The 16,725-nt window shown below is 63.0% G+C and carries 17 protein-coding genes; 7 read left to right on the top strand and 10 right to left on the bottom strand.

All coding sequences use genetic code 11. The annotated features are described in order from the left end of the window. Positions 1–40 precede the first annotated feature (40 nt). The 5 genes from ABH944_RS01690 to ABH944_RS01710 form a co-directional block, all read right to left on the bottom strand. Positions 41–1,216, bottom strand: a complete 1,176-nt coding sequence (locus ABH944_RS01690; RefSeq protein WP_404604081.1) for a VanZ family protein — start codon at positions 1,214–1,216, stop codon at positions 41–43. A 93-nt stretch (positions 1,217–1,309) separates the two neighbouring features. Beyond that, positions 1,310–1,978 carry an ABC-type transport auxiliary lipoprotein family protein gene (locus tag ABH944_RS01695; protein WP_404604082.1) on the bottom strand — a complete coding sequence of 223 codons (669 nt, stop codon included), beginning with the start codon at positions 1,976–1,978 and terminating at the stop codon, positions 1,310–1,312. A gap of 111 nt (positions 1,979–2,089) precedes the next feature. Further along, positions 2,090–3,049 carry an MlaD family protein gene (locus ABH944_RS01700; protein WP_404604083.1) on the bottom strand — a complete coding sequence of 320 codons (960 nt, stop codon included), beginning with the start codon at positions 3,047–3,049 and terminating at the stop codon, positions 2,090–2,092. A gap of 84 nt (positions 3,050–3,133) precedes the next feature. Then, positions 3,134–4,012 (bottom strand): ABC transporter ATP-binding protein, encoded by an 879-nt coding sequence (locus ABH944_RS01705; RefSeq protein ID WP_404604084.1) that lies wholly within the window; start codon positions 4,010–4,012, stop codon positions 3,134–3,136. After that, positions 4,012–5,145 carry an MlaE family ABC transporter permease gene (locus tag ABH944_RS01710; protein WP_404604085.1) on the bottom strand — a complete coding sequence of 378 codons (1,134 nt, stop codon included), beginning with the start codon at positions 5,143–5,145 and terminating at the stop codon, positions 4,012–4,014. Before ABH944_RS01710 ends, ABH944_RS01705 begins: the two co-directional genes overlap by 1 nt. A 185-nt stretch (positions 5,146–5,330) precedes the next feature. Between ABH944_RS01710 and ABH944_RS01715 the strand changes: the two genes are divergently transcribed. From ABH944_RS01715 to ABH944_RS01725, 3 genes are read left to right on the top strand one after another with little or no spacing between them, the layout of a single operon-like run. Further along, positions 5,331–6,278, top strand: a complete 948-nt coding sequence (locus ABH944_RS01715; RefSeq protein ID WP_404604086.1) for a biotin--[acetyl-CoA-carboxylase] ligase — start codon at positions 5,331–5,333, stop codon at positions 6,276–6,278. After that, positions 6,275–7,105: a type III pantothenate kinase gene (locus ABH944_RS01720; RefSeq protein WP_404604087.1), complete on the top strand. Its 831-nt coding sequence runs from the start codon at positions 6,275–6,277 to the stop codon at positions 7,103–7,105. Before ABH944_RS01715 ends, ABH944_RS01720 begins: the two co-directional genes overlap by 4 nt. A 13-nt stretch (positions 7,106–7,118) precedes the next feature. Continuing rightward, positions 7,119–7,358 (top strand): hypothetical protein, encoded by a 240-nt coding sequence (locus tag ABH944_RS01725; RefSeq protein ID WP_062082005.1) that lies wholly within the window; start codon positions 7,119–7,121, stop codon positions 7,356–7,358. A gap of 20 nt (positions 7,359–7,378) precedes the next feature. Here the strand turns inward: ABH944_RS01725 and rfaE2 are convergent, their stop codons facing one another. Together rfaE2 and ABH944_RS01735 are read right to left on the bottom strand one after the other, a co-directional pair. Next, on the bottom strand, positions 7,379–7,861 hold the full coding sequence (gene rfaE2 / locus ABH944_RS01730; RefSeq protein ID WP_404604088.1) for a D-glycero-beta-D-manno-heptose 1-phosphate adenylyltransferase: 483 nt from the start codon (positions 7,859–7,861) through the stop codon (positions 7,379–7,381). 164 nt (positions 7,862–8,025) lie between these two features. Continuing rightward, on the bottom strand, positions 8,026–8,898 hold the full coding sequence (locus ABH944_RS01735; RefSeq protein ID WP_062082008.1) for a ferritin family protein: 873 nt from the start codon (positions 8,896–8,898) through the stop codon (positions 8,026–8,028). An 890-nt stretch (positions 8,899–9,788) separates the two neighbouring features. On the opposite strand from ABH944_RS01735, the gene ABH944_RS01740 reads away from it, so the two are divergent. The 4 genes from ABH944_RS01740 to ABH944_RS01755 all read left to right on the top strand — a co-directional run bounded on the left by ABH944_RS01740 (position 9,789) and on the right by ABH944_RS01755 (position 13,759). Further along, a complete protein-coding gene (locus tag ABH944_RS01740; RefSeq protein ID WP_404604089.1) occupies positions 9,789–11,084 on the top strand; it encodes an NAD(P)/FAD-dependent oxidoreductase in 1,296 nt (431 codons plus the stop codon). Continuing rightward, the gene (locus ABH944_RS01745; RefSeq protein ID WP_404604090.1) at positions 11,081–11,908 is read left to right on the top strand and encodes a DUF1365 domain-containing protein; all 828 of its coding nucleotides are present in this window, start codon (positions 11,081–11,083) and stop codon (positions 11,906–11,908) included. Before ABH944_RS01740 ends, ABH944_RS01745 begins: the two co-directional genes overlap by 4 nt. A gap of 133 nt (positions 11,909–12,041) precedes the next feature. Beyond that, a complete protein-coding gene (locus tag ABH944_RS01750; protein ID WP_404604091.1) occupies positions 12,042–13,214 on the top strand; it encodes a class I SAM-dependent methyltransferase in 1,173 nt (390 codons plus the stop codon). 35 nt (positions 13,215–13,249) lie between these two features. Continuing rightward, positions 13,250–13,759 (top strand): chalcone isomerase family protein, encoded by a 510-nt coding sequence (locus ABH944_RS01755; protein WP_404604092.1) that lies wholly within the window; start codon positions 13,250–13,252, stop codon positions 13,757–13,759. Positions 13,760–13,809: 50 nt separating this feature from the next. Here the strand turns inward: ABH944_RS01755 and ABH944_RS01760 are convergent, their stop codons facing one another. The 3 genes from ABH944_RS01760 to ABH944_RS01770 form a co-directional block, all read right to left on the bottom strand. After that, positions 13,810–14,544 carry a PhaM family polyhydroxyalkanoate granule multifunctional regulatory protein gene (locus ABH944_RS01760; RefSeq protein WP_404604093.1) on the bottom strand — a complete coding sequence of 245 codons (735 nt, stop codon included), beginning with the start codon at positions 14,542–14,544 and terminating at the stop codon, positions 13,810–13,812. A 62-nt stretch (positions 14,545–14,606) separates the two neighbouring features. Continuing rightward, the gene (locus ABH944_RS01765) at positions 14,607–15,434 is read right to left on the bottom strand and encodes an enoyl-CoA hydratase/isomerase family protein (protein ID WP_062082020.1); all 828 of its coding nucleotides are present in this window, start codon (positions 15,432–15,434) and stop codon (positions 14,607–14,609) included. A 24-nt stretch (positions 15,435–15,458) separates the two neighbouring features. Then, positions 15,459–16,643 (bottom strand): ABC transporter substrate-binding protein, encoded by a 1,185-nt coding sequence (locus tag ABH944_RS01770; RefSeq protein WP_404604094.1) that lies wholly within the window; start codon positions 16,641–16,643, stop codon positions 15,459–15,461. Positions 16,644–16,725 lie beyond the last annotated feature (82 nt).

The raw sequence follows: 16,725 nt of genomic DNA on the forward strand, positions 1-16,725 counted from the left end.
GATGTTCGATTCGTGGGGATTGTGTGTCGATTTTGGCCGATTATAACGACCGGCGCTTGTCGCCGCCGTCACGCCACCGGGCAAGAAACGCGCGCTCCGCAGTCGATGCCAGCCAGCCAAGTGCGGCATACGGCCACACCCACGCAAGCCACTGCGAAAGGCCGTTGAAATGCAGGTACCGCCCCTGGCGCCAGTCGGCGAGCACGATGTCGAAGTAGGGATTCACCGGCAACAGGTTCACCAGCACCAGCGCGACGATCAGCGCAAGACCAGCCAACGTCGCGCGCCACGGCCGTGAGCACCGGAGGGACAGCAAGCCCGCCAGCGCACCGCACGCAATGCCTGCTACTGCGCCGCCGGTGGCCCAGTCGAACGTGAGCCCGGAGCGTGACTGCAGGAACGTCGCCCCGGCCTTCGCGCCCAGTGTCGCGATCACCAGGCCGAACAGCAACCGCACGCGCGGCGCGCGGACGCGCATCGGCAAAGTGGCCAACACCAGCGCGGCAAACAGGTTGAGCGAAGTGATGAGCGTTTCCCACGCGTCGTCGGGGAGCATTGCGCCGAGATGCGCCGGCCATGCCGCGACGTTCCACGCCGCTGGGGTCCACGCGAGCAGTGCATCCTGCATGACCGGGTCGATGCGCAACCACAGCACGCGCGGCAAATCGCCGACAGCGAACAGGAACGGCGCGGGATACATGGTGGCAAATGGCCAGAGCCCGGACAAGCCGATCATGTACGCGGCATCGCGCTCGAACCACATGAAACGCATGCGCCGCAGCAGGCCGCGATCGAGCAGCATGCTGGTGGCGGGCGCAGTGAGCGCGGCGCCCAGCAATGCGCCAAGCGCATTGGCGGTCAAATCGAGATTCGATGCCACCCGCGTGGGCAAGTAGGTTTGCACGGCTTCCATCGTGCCGGACAGCATCGCCCCGCCGATAAACGCCACGCCCGCCGCGACCGCGCCGCGCCAGCGCGGATACAACGCGAGCACGGCCAGCGCGCCGAACGGCATATAACCGAGCACATTGGTGATGACGTCGAACGCGGTGAGATATTGCGGCAGCGGATCGGACAGATACGCGAACGGGCCAATCCCAAGCGTTCGCCAGCCGGAAAACGGATACAGAGAACCGTAGACCACCAGCATCGTATAAACCGCCAGCGCCTGCCGCGAAAGCGCAGACGGCCGACGCTGCCACTGCTTGACGATCATGCGCGCCGCCCTTGTCCTGTAGCGCGGCGCGCTTCGTCGACATGCATGGCAGTCACTGCACGGTCCCGGGCGCGTTCGCGGCTTTCAACGCTGTCACTGAGACGCGACCAGCGGCTGCACACCGAGCCATGCGGCCATCTGAGCGATCAGGTCGTCGGACGCGGCGGCAAGCGCACGCGCACCACCAGCGGCATCAGCCGTATACGAAGGCGCCCGCGCGATGAACGTGCGCTGACTGACCACCTGCCCGTGCTGCGACAACGTCACCCGCGCCGAAACCTCGCCGTGGCTTTGCTCGGGTGCATCGAAGACTTGCTCGAAGTCCGTCAGATCGACCTGCAACATGGGTGCGCGCACCGGGTCGGCGCCGGTCAGCACCGGCCCGCGCGAGGCGAGCGCCGCGCGCAGGCGCTGCGTAAGCAACTCCGCGGGCGACATGGTCCAGCGGCTGTCCGCATAACTGCCGGTGCGCTGCGCATCGGCATACTTCAGCCGATACACGAACGCGTCGGTATCCAGGTTCTTCGCTGCACTTACCGCCAGCACCTTTACCGGCGGCATGTTCATGGTGTTGGCCAGCGGCGCGGGTGCGCCCAAGTCATAGCGGATATTCGACACGGCCGCGGGCGGCCCTGACGCGCAACCCGCCAGTACGGCAACAATAGCTATGACAGCCGGACTGGTAAAACCGGAGCGCGCCCGCGGCAGCGGGCGCGCAGCGCGCTTGGATAAGCGCATCGCCTGCAAGATCGTGTTTGGCATCACAGTTCCCTATTTCAAGATCAAAAACGCCTGGACATCGAACTCTAGTCCGCCAAATTCCTGCGAGCAGCGGACCCGGTGCCGATGGTTCTTGCGCAATGTTTTACGACTTCATTTCGACGGTGCCGACGGCCACTGGAAACCCGGCTCGCCGGGCCCCGGCGCGGGCTGCGGCGCCCCAAACAGCACGCTGCGCGGGTTCCGGTTGAAAGTCTCCGCGGCGTGATCCACCGAACGCGCCGCACTGCCCACGTCGTCGGCCAGCGAATTCACGCGCGGCAATGTCTCGTAACCCACCCGCGCGGCCATTTCCTGCAACGACTCGTTGACTTCGTTCATCACGCGGCCTGCACGTTCGGCCGCGTCACCCGCCTTGTTCATGTTGGTGACAAACGGACCGTCCGCCCGGCTCAAACTGCTCGCGAGCGCATTGGTCGACGCGAGCGTCCGATCCAGTTGATCCAGCGTGCGCGGCAGTTGCTCCGCCACCGGGCCGACCTGCTTGCTCAGCACAGCAATACCGTCAGCGGCGCCTTGCAAGCTTTTCGCGGTCTGCAGCACCTGATCGCGCATGTCGTCGGACATGAATCTGTCTGCGTCGTCGGCAATCCGTTCAAACTTCTTGATCAGGATGTCGCCACGTTGCTGCAACTGGTCGAACAAACCCGGCCGCAGCGGCAGCGACGCGACCTTTTGCTTCGATGACGGCAGCGGCGCGGGATTCTTGCCGGTGTCGTCGAGTTGCACGAATGCAATCCCCGTCACGCCCTGAAAGCCGAGTGTGGCGAAAGTGGACTGCGTGATTGGCGCGTTCTTGTCGACCTCGATCCGGATGCGGATCTGCCCCGGATTTTCATGATCGAACTTGATGGACTCCACCTTGCCCACGCCAAGCCCGCGGTACCGGACGTCGGCGTCCGTGTACAAACCCGTCACATTGGTACGCGCGACGAGGTCGTACGGCACGCGCACAGTGCGGTCCACGTTGAAAAAGAACACCGCGATGCCGATAGCGGCCAACAGCCCGATAGTGAACAGACCGGCCCAGAACGCATGGGATTTGTTTTCCATCAGCAGGTTCCTTTTTTTACTACGACGTTCCAGAGCTTCCCCGAGAGCTGCCCGGAACAATTTCCACGAGACCGCCTGGAACGGTTAGAGCGCGGGACGGCATGGCGCGTCTTCCAGCGCGACCGCCGGCAATTTTGCGCGGCGCTCGGGCGGCAGCGCCTGCAGCGCGCGCCTGCCGCGCCGCCCGAGAAAATATTCGCGGATAAACGGATGATCCACGGCCACCGCTTCCTCCACGGGCGCCGCCACCAGCACGCGCCGCTCGGCCAGCACAGCCACCCGCGTGGACAGCGCGACCATGGTGTCAAGGTCATGGGTAACGAGAACCACGGTCAAGCCCAGCGCCCGGTGCAGCGTCGCGATCAGGTCCACGAATTCGTCCGACGCCTTCGGGTCAAGCCCCGCCGTGGGTTCATCAAGAAACAGCAGTTCAGGTTCAAGCGCGATGGCCCGCGCGATGCCCACACGCTTGATCATCCCGCCCGACAACGCCGACGGCATCTTGCTCATGTTCTTGCACGACAGCCCGACCATCTCGAGCTTGAGCATCACGAACTCGCGGATCAGCTCCTCCGGAATCTTGCCCAGTTCGCGAAACGGCTGCGCGATGTTGTCGTACACCGACAGCGACGAGAACAGCGCGCCCTGCTGGAACATCATGCCCGAGCGTGTGCGCAGGATGCGCGCGGTTTCGTCGTCCATGTTCGCCCACTCGTCGCCGAGCACGCGGATCGTGCCCGACGTGGGCGACTCCAGCCCAAGCATCTGCCGCACGAGCGTGGTCTTGCCGGAGCCCGATCCGCCGAGCAGCGCAAGGATCTCGCCGCGCCGCACTTCCAGGTTCAGATGCTCGTGAATCACCGTACGGCCGTAGCGCTTCGTCACGTCCACGACTTCGACCACCGGTTCAGCGGTGACAGGGGTAGGTTTGTTGCGAACGGCGGATGCAAGGGTAGCCGACATCAGATGCCCACCGACTGGAAGAGAATGGCGAACACCGCGTCAGCAAGAATCACGATGGTGATGGACGACACCACCGAGGTGGTGGTCCCCTCGCCCAGGCTCTGCGAATTCGCCTTGATGCGGAAGCCGAAATGGCACGCGGCCAGGCCAATCAGCATGCCGAATACCACGCCCTTGCCCAGCCCGATCCACAGGTTGGCGACCGGCACGACGGACGGCAGCGAGCGCACAAAAAAGGACAGGTCGATACCCAATACCAGCTTCGCCGCCAGCGCGCCGCCGAGGAGCGCCACCATGTTGGTCCACATGACCAGCAGCGGCATGGCAATGCCGAGCGCGAGCACGCGCGGCAGCACGATCCGCAGGCCGTGCGGGATACCCATGACCTGCATGGCGTCGAGCTCTTCCGTCACGCGCATCACGCCGATCTGCGCGGTGATGGCGGAGCCGGAGCGGCCGGCGACCAGGATGGCCGAGAGCACCGGCCCGAGCTCGCGGATCACCGAAAGCCCCAGGATATTCACGATGTACTGGTTCGCGCCGAACATGCGCAGTTGTTGCGCGGACAGATAACTCAGCACGATACCGATCAGGAACGCGACGAGCGCCGTAATGCCAAGCGCCTGCGTGCCCGCGGCATAGATGTTCGCGGAGATTTCAGTCCACGGAATGCGCTTCGGGCGCCGCACCAGCCCGATCAGGTCGAGCACGAAGCCGCCGAACATGGCGAGGCCGCCCTGCAGATGCTCGAAGAACGAGAACAGCATCAGGCCCAGGCGGGTGATGGGGTCGATACGATCAATCTGCTCAGGCTCTTCGCGATTCGCGTCCAGCAGCGCGACCCGTTCGAAGATTTCCCTTTGTGTGTCCGAGAGGGTGACACGCTCCGGCAGCTTCCTGCCCCACACACGCCACAGCGCCTGTCCACCGACGTGATCGAGCCGTTCGACAGGCAGCAGGTCCCACTGCCTGATTGCTTCCTGCCCGACGCTGCGCAGCCTGTCCACCACGCCACGCTTGGCGCTCGCGTGATCGCGCGCCAGTGCGAACGCCGTCCACTGGCCGGAAAGCCGGACAACCTTGCCCTGCTGACCGGACTCGACCTTCAGGCCGGGCGGAGTGTCGAAGTTCAAGGCTTGAAAACGCTCCAGGTAGGGTGACAAGGGAGAACCCATTGTAGCGAAGGTGCGTCATGGAATCTCGATCACGCGGGGCGTCGGCCGACCGGCCAGGGTTTCGGAGCCCAACCACCATGCAACGATCGGCGTGAGTGTTTCCCCGTCAAGGCTCCCGGGCGCCAGATCGCTACAATGCGGATATGAACTCATCCAACTCGTCTTTCCCGCTCGACGCCGCCTGGCGGATCGACCGCGACCGGCTGATGTCGCTCGCCGCGCGGCCGGTGCGCGACTGGCCGATCGAGATCGTCGATGAAACGGGCTCCACGAATGCCGACCTGATGGCGCAGCTCAAGGAGCAGCCCCGCAACAAGACATCGGCGTCGGCACCCGACTCGTTCTCGCCGCGCTCGACGCTGAAGGCCGCCGATGGCACGCCGTTCGTGCGAGTTGCGTACTTGCAGACAGCCGGCCGCGGCCGCCGGGGCCGCACGTGGGTTGCTCAGCCCGGCAACGCGCTGCTGTTTTCCACGGCCTGCGTGTTGCCCCGGCCGCTCGAAGGACTCGCGGGACTGAGCCTCGCGGTCGGCACGGCCGTGCTCGATGCGCTGAACAGCTTGCCGCTGACGGCATCGGCGAGACTGGCACTGAAATGGCCGAACGACATCCTGCTCGACGACGGCAAGCTCGCCGGCATCCTCATTGAAACCGCGTGGAACACGCCGCGGGCCAGCGCGGTCGTGATCGGCATTGGCATCAACCTGCACGGCGCGGCGGAATTGGCGGCCGAACTCGATGAAGCCCAGCGCCGGAACGCCCTTCCCGTGCCGGGCAATACGCCGGCGTCCTTGTCGCGCGCATGGCCCGAAGCGAATCTCACCGATACCCTCGCCGCCGTCCTGAACGCGCTGGACGCCACGCTGGCGCGTTTTGCCGCCGATGGCTTCCGCCCGTTCCGCCAGCAGTGGCTGGCGGCGCACGCCTACGCGGGACGCGAGGTGGTGCTGCTGGAACAGGGCGTGGAGGTGGCGCGCGGCCTGGCGGTGGGTATTGACGATAACGGCCAATTGCAGATCGATACGCCGACCGGCCTGAGGACCGCCACGACCGGCGACGTCTCGTTGCGGCTCGCGGAGCACCGGCCGTGAGTGGTGCACCGTTTCTGCTCATCGATGCAGGCAACAGCCGGATCAAATGGTCGCTGGTCAGCGCCACTCGGGAAACGCTGAATGGCGGTGCGTTTGAACATGTCGACGTTGAAACCGTGCTGGCGGATATAACCGATTGGTCCAGCTTGCCGCGCCCCGCAGGCGCATGGATTTCAAACGTCGCGGGCCCGCGCGTGGGCGAACGCATTGCGGCCCTTCTTGAGGCACGCTGGCCCGGCTTGCCCCGCACGATCGTGCGTGCACAGGCGCAACAATCGGGCGTGACGAACCGCTACACGGAACCGGCGGCGCTCGGCAGCGACCGGTGGTGCGGCATGATCGGCGCACACGCCGCGTACCCCGGCGAGAACCTGCTGATTGCCACTATCGGCACGGCAACGACGCTTGAAGCGCTATTGGCCGACGGCACCTTCACCGGCGGTCTGATCGCGCCCGGCTGGCTGCTGATGATGCAATCGCTCGGCACCCACACGGCGCAATTGCCCACGCTGCTCCCCGATACCGCTCGCCGCGCGATCAGTTCATCCAGCGACATTTTCGCGACGGACACGCGCACGGCGTTATCGACGGGATGCCTGCTCGCGCAGGCGGGTTTGATAGAGCGGGCGTGGCACGATCTGCGCGTCCAGTGGAACAACGACGTGCGCCTGATTCTCAGCGGTGGGGGCGCCAGCGAAGTGGCGGGCGCGCTAAAGGTGCCGCATACTCGCCACGACTCGCTAGTGCTCGCGGGGCTGGCGTTAATTGCCGATGAAGCCGCCCACGACGCTAGCCCCGAAGCTGCCGTTTCCCGTTCACCCGATTGATGGAGCGCTTTCCATGCTGCGCTGGCTGCTCGCCCTTTTATTTCTGGCAAATCTGTTGATGTTCGTTGTCGTGCAAGGCGTGTTCGGACCGCTGCCGTCGGCCGGTGGACGTGAGCCGCAGCATCTCGACCGCCAGGTGCACCCGGAACTGGTGAAAGTTCGCCCGATCAGTCCGGAAGAAGCCGCTGACCAGGCGGTGGTCGGCGGTCCCGCACCTTCGGCCGCAGTCCAGGCGGCCCCGCTCGCGCAATAAGCGGGTTTCCGGCTGCGCCCTTATCCCTGCGTGCGCACTTTCTTGAGCAATGCGGTCGTCGAGCGATCGTGCTCGAACGCAATCGCCAGCGCCTTGCCGCCCCAGCTCCGCACCAGCGCCGATTCCGCCAGCTTGTCCATGTCGTAATCGCCGCCTTTCACCAGCACGTCGGGATGCAGTTCGCCGATCAGTTCCAGCGGCGTCGATTCCTCGAATTTCACCACCCAATCCACGCTTTCCAGCGCGGCGAGCAGCGCCATCCGGTCATCTTCGCGATTGATCGGCCGGTCGTCGCCCTTGCCGAGCATGCGCACAGATGCGTCGCTGTTCACGCCGACGATCAGCGTTGCACCCAGCGTTTTGGCATCGGCGAGATAGGTCACATGACCGCGATGCAGGATATCGAAGACGCCGTTCGTGAAAACCACCGGCGACGTAAATTGCGGGCGTAAAGCGGCAAGCGCGTTGCGCGTCATGATCTTGCGTTCGAAAGGAGCGGGCATGGCGGTAAGCGATGAGAGATTCGGAAGGACCGTAGTGTGCCATGCATGGCGGCGCGCGCTGTGACGTTCAAGCGCGTCTGCGCCTGGGGAGCGCCCTTCAAAAACAAAACAGCCCGCCGGTCATCAACCAGCGGGCTGTCCAGGACGACATGCCGGGTTTGCGGTCAGGCCGGCTGTTGCGACGCCCCTTGCGCAGCCTGCAGACGCAGCACCACTTCCTTGCGATACCGGTTCAATTCCTGTGCCGTGGCAAATGAGCGCTCGAACAAAATGGACAGGTTATGCAAGATCCGTTCGACGACCTTCTTTTCCCAGCTGTCGTCAAAGCGAATTTGTTCGTCGAGCCAATGTTCGAGCCATTCCGGATCCGGCAAGCGCGACTGAATGGTGTCGCGCGGAAACAGCGCCTGATTCACGTGAAGATTGGTCGGATGCAGCGGCTTTTCCGTGCGCCGTGCCGATGCCATCAGGACACCGATCTTCGCGAATGCGGCCCGCGCGATATCGCCGGTTTGCGTCATCGCTTTCTTCATGTAGCGCAGATACGCACCGCCATGCCGTGCTTCGTCACGCGAAATGGTTTCGTAGATGTGCTTGATCACCGGTTCCGTGTGCCATTCGGCTGCGCGCCGGTACCAGTGGTTCAGGCGGATCTCGCCGCAGAAGTGCAGCATCAGTGTTTCGAGCGGGGGAGCGGGATCGAATTCGAAGCGGACAGCGTCCAGTTCTGCTTCGGTCGGCACCATTTCGGGCTTGAAGCGGCGCAGGTATTCCATCAGCACGAGCGAGTGTTTCTGCTCTTCGAAGAACCACACGCTGATGAACGCCGAAAAATCGCTGTCGTTGTGGTTGTCGCGCAGGAACATTTCCGTGGCGGGCAACGCGGACCATTCGGTGATCGCGTTCATCTTGATGGTCTTGGCTTGTTCGTCGGTCAGCAGCGCCGAGTCGAATTTGTCCCAGGGAATATCTTTCTCCATGTCCCAACGAACCGATTCCAGCGATTTATACAGTTCCGGATAAAGCATCGTGTTCATAGTCCACCCCTGGTTTGCAACGTAGTGCGACAGTTCTGTCTGTTGTAACTTTAGCCGGCTACGCGCGGGAACCCGCGCCGCCGGCAGCGAAGCTTTCAATTTTACGCGGGAATCAGGCGTTCAGATGCAAAAACGGTAAAGAAGCGCCTGTCGCGTCCTTCTGCGACTTTTTGCCCGTTGCAAACGTGCAGCCCAAGCCGCGTTGCAATGTCTACCGTGGGTGAGGAGCGAACCCTGTGCCTGAGGTAAGTACGAAGCACGAACTTTGATGAAGCTCGTTTAAAGCCTTTTTTGATACTTTGTAAAACCCTGTTGCTCGGCGAGGCGTTTGTTACCACCTTGCCAGACCTCAGCGGCTGAGCTGCTGCGTACACCGCGTGAAGCATGCCTTTCGTGCATGACAGGCGCAAGGCGCAATGTTGTTTTACGCCACACCGCCGGCCGGACCATGTATTGCGTACCCGCTCACGACCGTAATCACGCCCGGGCGGCTCCGCTGCGTCAACCCTGACGCGGCGCAGGCGATGCAGCAAACCGCCCGTCGATCATAGCATGGCGCTATAGCGCCACTCCGCTACAGCTTCTTCAACCGGCCCAAACCGCGTGACGTTCAACACGCCGCAGGACGGCTTGCGCCTTGATGCAGCGCCGCTGCCGCCGACCCGGATCGCCCCCTTCGCAGGCACCGCCTGGCGCAACCCACGAGTCCATTGACCACAACGTGGACAAAACATGATCAACGGGTAGCCGTCAAATTCCGGCTGCGTGCATCCATCGCGACCGGGATTGCGTAAATCACCTTGAACGCGGCACGAGCAACCGCCGGGAGTTCCAGACAAAAGAGCCGTCAGGCAGTCAACAAGAAAGAGCAAGACACACGGAGCAACGTCATGAAAGTTGCAGTAATCGGAGCGGGGATCTCTGGACTTGCGTGCGCGTACCGGCTGGCGAAGGCCGATTCGGGTATCGGCACAACGCTGTTCGAGGCAAACAGCTACTTTGGCGGTCATACAAACACGGTCGACGTGAGACTCGACGGCATCACGCACGGCGTGGATACCGGCTTCCTGGTCTTCAATCACCGTACCTACCCGAACCTGGTGAAGCTGTTCGAGGAACTTGACGTCTCCACCACCGCGACCGATATGTCGTTCTCCGTATCGCTGACGGACCGTCGGCTGGAGTGGGCGGGCAGCGGCCTGAACACGGTTTTCACGCAGCGCCGCAATCTGCTGCGCCCGGCATTCCTGCGCATGCTGGCCGATATCCTCCGCTTCAACCGCACGGCCACCGCTCTGGCGGTGGCTGGCAAGGACGTTCAACTCGCCGAGCCGGTGAGCCGTTTTCTCGAGCGCGAAAAGTTTTCGACAGCATTCCGCGACTGGTACCTGCTGCCGATGATCGGTGCGATCTGGTCATGCTCGACATCGCAGATGATGGCGTTTCCCGTCGGCACGCTGATCCGCTTTTGTCACAACCACGGCCTGCTGCAGGTCAACGAGCGGCCGCAATGGCACACCGTCAACGGCGGCGCACGCGAATACGTGCGGCGGATGCTCGCGGTGATGGGCGATGCCCGTGTCTGTGCGCCCGTGACATCGGTGAGACGCAGCGTACACGGCGTGGAAATAGACAGCACGCGCGGTACGGAATACTTCGATCACGTCGTGCTTGCGTGCCACAGCGACCAGGCGCTGGCTCTCCTCGCCGATCCCTCGCACGACGAATCGGCCGTGCTCGGCGCGATCGGCTACGCGCCGAATCACGCGGTGTTGCATACGGACACTTCGCTGTTGCCGGCACAGCGAGCATGGTCGGCATGGAACTACGAAAGCCGCACCGGCGGACTGGGCGGCGAGCCACGGTTATGCGTGCATTACCTCATCAACAAGCTGCAACCGTTGCCGTTCAAGACACCGGTGATCGTCTCGCTGAATCCGGTGCGTGAGCCGCGTCGAGACACGGTAGTGCGCAAGTTCGCCTACAGCCATCCCGTCTTCGATCAAGCCGCCGTGCACGCCCAACGCGCTTTGCCGTCGATTCAAGGCGCGCGCAACACGTGGTTCGCGGGGGCATGGACCGGTTACGGTTTCCATGAAGATGGCCTGAAGTCAGGGCTGGAGGCGGCCGCGAAGCTGACTGCCATCGCGGCATCGAACAGTAACGAACCTGCGCTTGCAGCATGAGTACGCCCGCCCCTCAATCCTTCGACGCCCCCGACCTGCTGCTCCTCGGATCCGTGCGCCACAAGCGGCTGCGCCCGGCGCGCAATGCGTTCTCCTACGGCGTATATATGTTGCGGCTACCGCTGCGCGCTCGTGCGACAAGGCTTGCACAAGGCATGCAGCGGGACTCGCGCTGGTTCGCTACCAATCGATTCGGCTTACTAAGCTTTTACGACCGCGATCATGGCGCCGAGGGACAAACGGCGCTGCAATGGATCGAGTCGATACTGCATGAAAATGGCATCCACGACGCCGCGGGCGAGATCTTCCTGCACACGTTCCCCCGCGTGCTGGGCTATGTCTTCAATCCAGTGAGCTTCTGGTTTTGCGAGCGCGCGGACGGCTTGTTACGCGCCGTGGTCTGTGAAGTGAACAACACCTTCGGTGAGCGCCATTGCTATCTGCTCGATCCGGGCAGCGGCATCCTGAATGGCACGCCGCTCACCGCCGCCAAGGTTTTCCACGTGTCGCCGTTCTGCAAGGTGCAGGGGCATTACACGTTCCGCTTCATGTTTGCATCGCCGAAACACGGTAAGCCGCTGCGCTCGCTCGCGCGCATCGACTACGACGACGGCGAGGGTCCGCTGCTCCTGACCAGCATCGCGGGGAGCGCACACCCGCTCGATGCGCGCAACGTGCTGCGCGTGTTCTTTGGCTATCCGCTGATGACGCTCGGTGTCGTCGCGAAAATCCACTGGCAGGCGCTCAAGCTGCTCTTCAAGCGCGTGCCGTTCCTGAGAAAACCCACTCCGCCGGCTGCGAACGTCTCGCACGAGCGGGCCTAATTGCCGACCAGGTGACTTGCAAATGTCGACACAGCCCTCCTCCCCCTCATCACTTCGCAGTCCGGCTGAATCATGGTTGATCCGGCCCTTGCTGCGGACTCGTCGCGCACTACGCAAACCCGCGGCTGCGCGCATGGTACTGAGGCTTTTGAGCCAGCTTCAATACGGCGTGCTCGATGTCCACCTCCCCGACGGCACCACGCGCCGTTACGGACAAGCAGCCGACACCCCCGGCAACCCTCCGCACGCGCGTGTCGTGCTGACCAACTGGAACGTGTGCGCGGCGGCGCTGAAGAGCGGCGATATCGGCTTCGCCGAAACCTATCTGGCGGGCGACTGGCATACCGACGATCTCGCCGCGCTGCTCGACATCATGGTGCGTAACCGCACGACGATCGAGGCCGTGGTCTACGGCTCGTGGCTCGGCAAGCTGACGAACCGCTTCCGCCATCTTCGCAACGCGAACACGAAGGAAGGCAGCCGGCGCAACATCCATGCGCATTACGACCTCGGCAACGCGTTCTACCAGCTCTGGCTCGACACCACGATGACCTATTCGAGCGCCCTCTTCGACGGCTCGCCTGACCAGACGCTAGACGACGCACAGCGTGCGAAATACCGTCGGCTGTTGAACGAGTTGAAGCTCGAGGGTCTCAATCCGAGCGTGCTGGAAATCGGTTGCGGCTGGGGCGGATTCGCGCAACTCGCCGCAAGCGAAGCGAAAGCGAACGTGACCGGCCTGACGCTGTCCACGGAACAACTCGCTTATGCGCAACAGCGCCTGGCAGACGCGGGGCTGGCCGCCAAGACCGATATTCGCCTGCAGGATTACCGCGATACCCACGGCCAGTTCGACGCGATTGCATCGATAGAAATGTTCGAAGCCGTGGGCGAGGAATATTGGCCGGGCTACTTTGAATGTCTCAAGCGCAATCTCAAGCGCGGCGGGCGGGCATGTGTGCAGACGATCACCATCGACAACGCGCTGTTCGATCGTTACAGGACCAGCACGGACTTTATCCAGCAGCATATTTTTCCAGGCGGTATGCTGCCTTCGCCTGCCGCGTTCGTGCAATCGGCGGAACGCCATGGGCTGAAAGTGGTCAACCAGTTCTCCTTTGGCCGCGACTATGCACGCACGCTGAGGATGTGGCGTCACGCGTTTGTTGCGCGGCTCGACGAGATTCGCGCACAAAGATTCGACGAACGATTCATCCGCTTGTGGGACTTTTACTTATGCTATTGCGAGGCCGCGTTCGCGCACTCGAACACCGACGTCATCCAGTTCACCCTGGAACACGCCTGATCGCCAGGATAGCCGCGCTTGCGCTGGTCCTGATCGTGTTACCGCTGCAGGCGTTTGCCTTTGACGCAGCATCGATCGTGCGCCAGACAATTCCGCAAGCGCGCGTGCAGGGCGAAGGCGAGTTGCGCATGTACGGTTTTCATATCTACGACGCCAAGCTGTTTGTCGGGCCGACAGGCCTGTCGAGCAAGGAATTGACGGCGCGGCCGTTTGCGCTGGATATTGAATATGCGCGCGCTTTCAAGGGCCCGGCGATCGCCAAGAGAGGCCGCGAGGAGATGGACGACCTCAAGGTGGCGAGCAAAGCGCAGACGGCGCAATGGCAAGAGCAGATGGAGAAGATCTTCCCGGACGTGCAGCCGGGAGATCATGTTATTGGCGTATTCGTGCCTGAACAAGGCACGACGTTCTATGCCGACGATAAAGTCATCGGCACGATTGCCGGCGACGACTTCGCCCGCGCATTCTTCGCGATCTGGCTCGATCCGCGCACGTCGGCGCCGGGCTTGCGCAACCAGTTGCTCGCCAACGGCGCGGTGCAGTAGCTTAGCGTTTCAAGCGCGCCGCAGAGCCGCCGAGCCACGTCAGGCGTGGATCAAAGCGGCTTCTTTCGTGGCGCCGCTTTCCTGGCGGGCGCTTTCTTCGCCGCAGCTTTCACGGGCTCGGGCGATGCGCCGGTTTCAGGCGGCGCGGCGGCTTCGGGCGGCTCTGCCTCATCGTCGTCATCGCCGTTCTCGTCTTCATCCGTGCTCATGCTTGGGGGCGCTGCGCCGGCATGTTGTTGCGCGAGCGCCAGGGTCGCAAGACTGTTAAATTGCGATTGAAGCATGTTCCACCAGCCGGAAGGATCGAATGAAGCGTCGTTTCCGCCGGCGTCACCGGACGCCGCCATACCGGGCTCCGGCTCCGCCTTCGGCTCTTCCCGGGGCGGCGCCGGCCACGCGGCAGCCGTCGATGATGCAGGTTGCGAAGCCCGCGCCTTCTCCACCGACGACTGCGCGAACGCGCCGAACGCACGCAATGTGGCAAGCGTCGCGCGCTGCACTTCCAGCGCCTGGATAGCCGATTGCAGCATGTTCAGGTTGAGCTTCAGCCATTGCTCGACCGCGCGCATGTCCTTGATACGCTTGTCGAGTTCTTCAACGTTCGTGAGCGGCGCGAGCATGTCGGACATCATCGACAGCGACGGGGATCCTCCCGGTACCGCGGCTGCCGCGAACGGGTTCAGCTTCATCATGTCCCACATCTTTTCCATCATGTCGCCCTGGGCGAAACCAGACATGCCTGGGATGCTTCCAAAGGGCGGCGTACCACCGGGCGTATCGGTCATAAGACTTTCTCCTTGATGCTGCGAGTAGGAATGAGAGAAACCACAAACTAGCCGATGCGGATCTAAAACGGCGATCCGCCCGGGAAATCCGGCGCGCGCCGCTCACGCAGCGACTTGATACCCTCCTGCACATCGGGCCCGGAAAAGCCCATGAATTCGAGCGCCAGCGAGGTATCGAAAGCCGGGCCGGCCGTTCGCAGCCAGTTGTTCAGCGCGTATTTCGTCCAGCGGATAGCGGTCTGCGACCCTTGCGCCAGACGATTCGCGACTTCGATGGCTTTCGGCATCAGTTCGCTTTCGTCCACCGCCAGCGACACCAGCCCGATGCGCTCGGCTTCCTCGCCGCTCACCGGTTCGCACAACAGCAGGTAATACTTCGCTTTCGCCATGCCGCACAGCAACGGCCACACGATTGCCGCGTGATCGCCGGCGGCCACGCCGAGCCGCGTGTGACCATCGATAATGCGCGCGGTTTTCGCGGCGATCGAAATATCGGCGAGAAGACCAGCTACCAGTCCCGCGCCGACCGCCGGCCCGTGCATGGCCGAAACAATCGGCTTGCTGCAGTTGATCACGTTATAAACGAGGTCCCGCGCCTCGCGCCAGACCCGCGCGCGGACCTCGAAGTCGGAGGCCATCTGTTCGACCAGACCCAGGTCGCCACCGCCCGAGAACCCCTTGCCCTCACCACGAATCAGCGCCACGCGCGTGTCCGGATCGCGATCTATATCACGCCAGATATCCGCCAGTTCACGATGCATGTTCGCGTCCGCGGTCGCAAGTCCGCTTTTGTTCGCGCCCGCGCCGCTCATCACGATTTCGAGCACACCGTGATCGTGCCGCCGCAATTCCAGCGACGTGTAATGCGCGTAAAGAGAAAGGTCGCTCATGGTCGTGCCTTAGCTAAAGAAAGATCAACGCGGTTGATAGATCCACTTGCCGTTCTCGATCTCCGCGATCACGCGGGCCCGTTGATCGAGGCCGATATGATCGTTCGGCGTCATGTTGACAAGGCCGTTCGAGTCCGCAAAATTCTTCGTGCTTTCCAGCGCGTCGCGCAGAGCGCCACGGAACTCGGGCGTGCCCGGCGCACCCGCCTTCAAGGCAATCGGCACCGCGCGGTTCAGCAACATGCCCGCATCCCATGCGTACGAACCGAACGCGGAGACAGTGCCCGCGCCGTACTTCGATTCATACAGCTTGATGTACTCGAGCGCGAGATGTTTCGCCGGGTGATCGTCGGGCAGTTGCGACGCGACGAGCACGGGACTCGCCGGCAGGAACGTGCCGTTGCAATCCACCCCGCACACGCGCAGGAAGTCGCGATTGCCCGTGCCGTGGTTATGATAAATCGTGCCCTTGTAACCACGTTCTTTCAACGTCTTCGGCGGCAGCGCGGCGGGTGTTCCCGCTGCACCTACGACCACCGCGTCCGGCTTCGCCGCGAGGATCTTCAGCACCTGTCCGGTCACGCTTGTGTCGGTCCGGTTGAAGCGCTCGTTCGCCACCATGGTGATGTGGTGAAGCTGCGCGAACTTGGCCACTTCCGCGTAGAAGGTCTCGCCAAGCGCGTCGGCCTGGCCAATGTACGCCATCGTTTTCACACCGTGATTGCTGGCATGTTCGGCAATGGCGGATGCCATCATCGCGTCGGTTTGCGGCGTCTTGAAGACCCAATGGCGCTTGGCATCCACAGGTTCAATGATCTTCGACGAAGACGCGAGCGAGATCATTGGCGTCTGGCTGTCGGCGACCACATCGATCATGGCAAGCGAGTTCGGCGTAATCGATGATCCGATGATCACGTCCACATGGTCTTCGGAGATCAGCTTCTTCGTGGTCTGGACGGCCTGCGTGGTGTCGGAGGCGTCGTCGAGAACAATGTAGTCCACCGGGCGCCCGCCCATTTCCTTCGGCAGCAACGCCACGGTATCGCGAGCCGGAATGCCGAGCGACGCCGCCGGCCCCGTCAGCGACAACACCAGCCCGATCCTCACATGCGGCGTCTGCGCCCAGGCTGCCGTTGAAAGTGAAAGTGTGATCAAGACACCCGCTGCCAACTGCCTGAACGCCGTTCCCCATCCGCCGCCTGACTGCATTGAAGTCTCCTTGTCATGGGCGCGCCGACGCCCAGGTTTTTGTAAGCTTTTTGACGCAATGCGGCTAAGTGTAGGGCGGCGC

This window comes from Caballeronia udeis (assembly GCF_044909315.1).
In the GTDB taxonomy this organism is placed as follows: Bacteria; Pseudomonadota; Gammaproteobacteria; order Burkholderiales; family Burkholderiaceae; genus Caballeronia; species Caballeronia udeis_A.

What these genes read in the sequence shown, in the direction of transcription:
- ABH944_RS01690 (WP_404604081.1), bottom strand. Translation starts at nt 1,216, where the DNA reads ATGATCGTCAAGCAGTGGCAGCGTCGGCCGTCTGCGCTTTCGCGGCAG.
- ABH944_RS01695 (WP_404604082.1), bottom strand. Translation starts at nt 1,978, where the DNA reads ATGCCAAACACGATCTTGCAGGCGATGCGCTTATCCAAGCGCGCTGCG.
- ABH944_RS01750 (WP_404604091.1), top strand. Translation starts at nt 12,042, where the DNA reads ATGGTACTGAGGCTTTTGAGCCAGCTTCAATACGGCGTGCTCGATGTC.
- ABH944_RS01725 (WP_062082005.1), top strand. Translation starts at nt 7,119, where the DNA reads ATGCTGCGCTGGCTGCTCGCCCTTTTATTTCTGGCAAATCTGTTGATG.
- ABH944_RS01770 (WP_404604094.1), bottom strand. Translation starts at nt 16,643, where the DNA reads ATGCAGTCAGGCGGCGGATGGGGAACGGCGTTCAGGCAGTTGGCAGCG.
- ABH944_RS01715 (WP_404604086.1), top strand. Translation starts at nt 5,331, where the DNA reads ATGAACTCATCCAACTCGTCTTTCCCGCTCGACGCCGCCTGGCGGATC.
- ABH944_RS01705 (WP_404604084.1), bottom strand. Translation starts at nt 4,012, where the DNA reads ATGTCGGCTACCCTTGCATCCGCCGTTCGCAACAAACCTACCCCTGTC.
- ABH944_RS01740 (WP_404604089.1), top strand. Translation starts at nt 9,789, where the DNA reads ATGAAAGTTGCAGTAATCGGAGCGGGGATCTCTGGACTTGCGTGCGCG.
- ABH944_RS01760 (WP_404604093.1), bottom strand. Translation starts at nt 14,544, where the DNA reads ATGACCGATACGCCCGGTGGTACGCCGCCCTTTGGAAGCATCCCAGGC.
- ABH944_RS01765 (WP_062082020.1), bottom strand. Translation starts at nt 15,434, where the DNA reads ATGAGCGACCTTTCTCTTTACGCGCATTACACGTCGCTGGAATTGCGG.
- ABH944_RS01700 (WP_404604083.1), bottom strand. Translation starts at nt 3,049, where the DNA reads ATGGAAAACAAATCCCATGCGTTCTGGGCCGGTCTGTTCACTATCGGG.
- rfaE2 (WP_404604088.1), bottom strand. Translation starts at nt 7,861, where the DNA reads ATGCCCGCTCCTTTCGAACGCAAGATCATGACGCGCAACGCGCTTGCC.
- ABH944_RS01735 (WP_062082008.1), bottom strand. Translation starts at nt 8,898, where the DNA reads ATGAACACGATGCTTTATCCGGAACTGTATAAATCGCTGGAATCGGTT.
- ABH944_RS01745 (WP_404604090.1), top strand. Translation starts at nt 11,081, where the DNA reads ATGAGTACGCCCGCCCCTCAATCCTTCGACGCCCCCGACCTGCTGCTC.